Genomic DNA, 3,900 nt, shown 5'->3' on the forward strand with positions numbered 1-3,900 from the left:
ACATTAATAAAATTTACCATTGGTGCGTAAACTCAATCAATTTCTGTAACTAGCCATTGCCACTCAGTGACTACAGTGTTAGATATGTTGACAACCAATTGCTGTCCACTAGAGAGTGGCACATAGAGTTTGAGTGCATCAGTTGTTGGCAGTTTCGGTAAGATATCAGTTAAGTTATATTCGCCCACATTAGGCACGGGTGCAGCTAAAGCGTATGTATCCGATGCATTCAGCAATCTTCCTGCTGTTGTCTCAATTAACAATGATTGGGGATGAGCAATTTCAACGACACCCGGAAAAGCAACCAAGCGCAACCGTAAGTCTTTTACCGGACTGTTGTAATTCTGTTTGATCAGTAAGGCTTTCAAGACTTAACGGAAAAAGTCAGATATACAACTGATGTCTTGGTTGTCGGTGGAGGAACTGGAGGCACTGCGGCTGCTATCCAAGCAGCGCCAGGGGGAGCCAAAACTATTCTGGTGAGATAGTGTTACGGCTTTCGTAACGCTGTATTATTTTTGAATATTTTTTCAAGATTTTCTCCGAGACGCTAGCAATGACTATTCGCCATGCGACTGAAACTGACTTGCCTGCAATTGTGGCAATTTATAATGCCGCAATTCCTAGCCGCATGGCAACTGCTGATTTAGAGCCAGTATCGGTGGAAAGTCGCCTTCCTTGGTTTAAGGCGCGATCGCCTTCACAACGTCCACTTTGGGTAATCGAAGTAGAGGGAGTAATTGCTGGATGGCTGAGTTTCCAATCCTTTTATGGGCGACCCGCCTATAGTAAGACTGCCGAAATTAGTATTTACATAGCCCCTGGCTTTCATCGGTGTGGTTTGGGACGACAACTATTAGCACAAGCAATTAGTGAAAGTCCTAATTTAGGTTTAAAGACCCTAGTATGCTTCATTTTTGCCCACAATCAACCCAGTTTAAAACTTTTTGAAACATTTGGTTTTCAACCTTGGGGACATTTACCTAAAGTTGCCGAAATTGACAGCGTTGAACGGGACTTAGTAATCATGGGACTCCCAATTGTTGACACTCCCACAGCTTGAAGTTGTGGGATTGCAAGGTTTCAGCGATCTGTTGATTGACATCTCTGACAACTGACTTTGGGAGGTCTACTCAAGTCTATATGTTGCTAAATAGGGAATTTGAGCTTGCGATTTGGTTTGGTTAAATTCAGGCGATCGGAAAGATAAATTTATTTAAGATAATTTTATCCGGTGTGGATAATAGAGCATAGAGTCCTCAATCTATTGATACGATATTTGCTTCAAAACCCTAACTTAAAATACCTTTTGATCTTGCCTGTTTCATCCAACTAGGAAATTCATTTAACAGTCTTTCATACAACTGCTCATCAGTTATTTTTCTTAAATCATCTACATGAAAAAAATCAGCATTATCAATAATGCGACCATCCATTATATCTAATTTTTCCAAAATTCCATAGTTAGAACCAGCCAAGCCAACAAATTGCCAAAATATAGGATATTTTGCTGCATCAATAACACTTTTTTTAATCTCTTGTTCATCAGTTACACCTCCATCGCTGAGAAATACAATCAATGTAGGCAGTTTACTAGGTTGCTCTTGAGTATACTTCTTGATTGTTAGATGTATTGACTAGCCGCACAAAGGCATTTTGTATCTGTGTAAATTCTTGTTTACGAGCAATACAGTCGTAAATGTTAACTGTAAAAACTAGTTTGACAATTTCTTTTGGTAGTCGAGTTAAATCTACAAGAATCTGCTCGTCATCACCTGCTCCTGCACCCGTGAGATTATCACCCAAATGGGTAATAGCTCCTGATTTGTGGGATAAATTTCTAAAGGAAATAACGTTACTTATATCGGTTATTTTGTCCTTTTGATCTAAACAGATTACAGAAGCATCCAAGTCAAAGTCTTGAGTATTACTAAAAGCCCCAAAAAAACCGCCACTAAAAAGCAGTGTAATCAGTAAAAATACGTAATATCAAAAAATCTGACATTCATGCCACATATTTTTTTGTTGGTAGTACTGATATAATTGTCGTTATAAAGCAGACTGCAACTGCGCTAAACTATTAAACATTATTGTCTTTGTGTTAATGCTTAAGCGATCGCTCCGAGTCTAGAGCCTTGTTGTCAATAAGTTAGGCTTCAATTACTTACCAGAGTAGGCGAATGTAGAGACGCAAAATTTTACATCTCTAAACATTTGTTAACAACGCTGCAACTGTGTTAACAACACAACAATTTCATCAATTGCCTGCCGCACAACTGTTGCAGGTTGTTCTGATTGATTGACGAGAATACTAAAAACCAACGGCTCATATTTAGGCGCATTCATATATCCAGATAGAGAAACTACACCCGTTAATGTACCTGTTTTTGCTTGCACAATGCCCTCGGCAGGTGTATCTTGAAAGCGTCCCTTCAAGGTTCCACTTTTACCCGCCACGGGTAAAGATGCGCGATATATATATGCTGTTGGTGTTCTTGCTATTCCTCGCAAAGTTTGCACCAAAGCTTCTGGTGTCACTAAGTTACGACGTGATAAACCCGAACCATCCACTAAAATATAATTTGCTGGATCAACTCCCAATTGAGTTAAACTCGCTTTCACAACTTCCAAGCCTACATCAGCGCTAGTTTGATTTTTTACTCTGGGTTTTTCTACTTCCTTGGTGACACGAAATGCAAGCTTACCGTCCAAAGGTTTATCTCTATTAGACTTAATCGGCTCCAAATTTTCAGGTGTTCCTTTGGGGTTGGGCATTGTTGAGAGATGTAAATATAGCTTGAATGTTTTGTGAACAGAAGAATAGAGTTTAAAACGGTGGTGATACTAGCCTGGAAAACAGTTCACCACCGATACCACTTTTAGAAAATGGGTAACTCTATTTTATGTTCACACGGTCAGAACTTGAAATCAAAACCATTGCTGAGTTGAGAGACTTGTGTAGACGTTACGGCATCAAGCCAACTGGCAACGCTGGTTATAAAACCAGTTGGATTACATCTTTGATGGCATTCCCCGCGATCGCACTTACTCAGATGGAAGAGGGAAAGGGACTAAGACGACTATCCTTTGAAGCTTACCAAAATATAGCGGTTGCACTTGATCAGATGAATTCACCGACCGATGAGCAAGCGGCGCTAATTAAGCTGACAATGGAAGGGAAGCGATATCAAGCTCCTCAGAGGTGGGAGCAAGAAAAGTTGCTCAATCTGTACAAAGCAAAGCTCAAACTTGAGGAGGTGATGGAACTGCTAGGGGAATAGACATCAGAGATTAGATATTTTGGCTCACGGCATCATCAGGCTTGTGAGCTTTTTTATGTCCATCTCTAGCTATAATTCCTAGTTGTTTAATAATTTATTTAATAAGTTGTTTAACAACTTCAGACGGTAGACTTAGAATGATAATGATGGTGAACCATGAGCATTTATTGAGCATGAATGCTGAGTATAGAATAATGCTCATTTTGGAGTCAAAACTACTGGGAATAGTAGCTTTGAACATCTCGTGAGCATTTTTTAGAAATTAAAAGCTGAAAGTGTTGGTTTTGCGTTGGTTTAAAAACTCTATAAAGAGTGATATTAAGCGATAGATAGCGCTTGTAAAGGAATAACGGCCATGATTAAATCTTGGATGGTGATTGGGGGTGTGGCTTTCTTAGTTGCCTTAGCAGCTAACTTGATTACACCTAGCGATCGCCAATGGTTCAAGCGCTTACAACGACCGAGATGGCTAACTTTTGAGGGTGCAATTCCAATTATCTGGACTATAATATTTATTTGCGGTGCTTGGTCAGCTTATATTGTCTGGGAAAAAGATCCAGGAAGCACCTCAACCCGGTTAATCATGGGTTTATACTTGCTTTTAGAAATTGTAACCATT

General features: G+C 39.7%; 7 protein-coding genes and 1 pseudogene. 4 read left to right on the forward strand and 4 right to left on the reverse strand.

What is annotated here, in order from left to right; translation table 11 throughout:
* Nucleotides 1-32 precede the first annotated feature (32 nt).
* Nucleotides 33-368 (reverse strand): DUF3122 domain-containing protein, encoded by a 336-nt coding sequence (locus LC574_RS30225; RefSeq protein WP_229457295.1) that lies wholly within the window; start codon nucleotides 366-368, stop codon nucleotides 33-35.
* Nucleotides 369-404: 36 nt separating this feature from the next.
* Between LC574_RS30225 and LC574_RS30230 the strand changes: the two are divergent.
* Nucleotides 405-482 (forward strand): annotated as a pseudogene (locus LC574_RS30230) (hypothetical protein); the annotation flags it as partial.
* A gap of 74 nt (nucleotides 483-556) precedes the next feature.
* Nucleotides 557-1,063, forward strand: a complete 507-nt coding sequence (locus LC574_RS30235) for a GNAT family N-acetyltransferase (RefSeq protein ID WP_229457296.1) — start codon at nucleotides 557-559, stop codon at nucleotides 1,061-1,063.
* 229 nt (nucleotides 1,064-1,292) lie between these two features.
* Here LC574_RS30235 and LC574_RS30240 read toward each other — a convergent pair whose 3' ends face one another.
* The 3 genes from LC574_RS30240 to dacB all read right to left on the reverse strand — a co-directional run bounded on the left by LC574_RS30240 (nucleotide 1,293) and on the right by dacB (nucleotide 2,775).
* Entirely contained in the window at nucleotides 1,293-1,634 is a 342-nt protein-coding gene (locus tag LC574_RS30240) for a VWA domain-containing protein (RefSeq protein WP_368736752.1), read from the reverse strand.
* Nucleotides 1,594-1,974: a TerD family protein gene (locus tag LC574_RS30245; protein ID WP_306422177.1), complete on the reverse strand. Its 381-nt coding sequence runs from the start codon at nucleotides 1,972-1,974 to the stop codon at nucleotides 1,594-1,596. The genes LC574_RS30240 and LC574_RS30245 overlap by 41 nt, the downstream gene beginning before the upstream one ends.
* A gap of 243 nt (nucleotides 1,975-2,217) precedes the next feature.
* Nucleotides 2,218-2,775 (reverse strand): D-alanyl-D-alanine carboxypeptidase/D-alanyl-D-alanine-endopeptidase, encoded by a 558-nt coding sequence (gene dacB / locus LC574_RS30250; RefSeq protein ID WP_267871724.1) that lies wholly within the window; start codon nucleotides 2,773-2,775, stop codon nucleotides 2,218-2,220.
* A 128-nt stretch (nucleotides 2,776-2,903) separates the two neighbouring features.
* Here dacB and LC574_RS30255 point away from each other — a divergent pair, with 128 nt between their 5' ends.
* Together LC574_RS30255 and LC574_RS30260 are read left to right on the forward strand one after the other, a co-directional pair.
* Nucleotides 2,904-3,281, forward strand: a complete 378-nt coding sequence (locus LC574_RS30255; RefSeq protein ID WP_229457299.1) for a hypothetical protein — start codon at nucleotides 2,904-2,906, stop codon at nucleotides 3,279-3,281.
* A gap of 355 nt (nucleotides 3,282-3,636) precedes the next feature.
* Nucleotides 3,637-3,900 (forward strand): tryptophan-rich sensory protein (locus LC574_RS30260; RefSeq protein ID WP_229457300.1); only part of this gene is annotated, 264 nt, incomplete at its 3' end.

The sequence above is a fragment of the Nostoc sp. CHAB 5715 genome, from assembly GCF_020829685.1.
Classification (GTDB): domain Bacteria; phylum Cyanobacteriota; class Cyanobacteriia; order Cyanobacteriales; family Nostocaceae; genus Nostoc.

Coding starts and splice junctions, on each gene's coding strand:
- LC574_RS30235 (WP_229457296.1), top strand. CDS start 557: ATGACTATTCGCCATGCGACTGAAACTGACTTGCCTGCAATTGTGGCA.
- dacB (WP_267871724.1), bottom strand. CDS start 2,775: ATGCCCAACCCCAAAGGAACACCTGAAAATTTGGAGCCGATTAAGTCT.
- LC574_RS30255 (WP_229457299.1), top strand. CDS start 2,904: ATGTTCACACGGTCAGAACTTGAAATCAAAACCATTGCTGAGTTGAGA.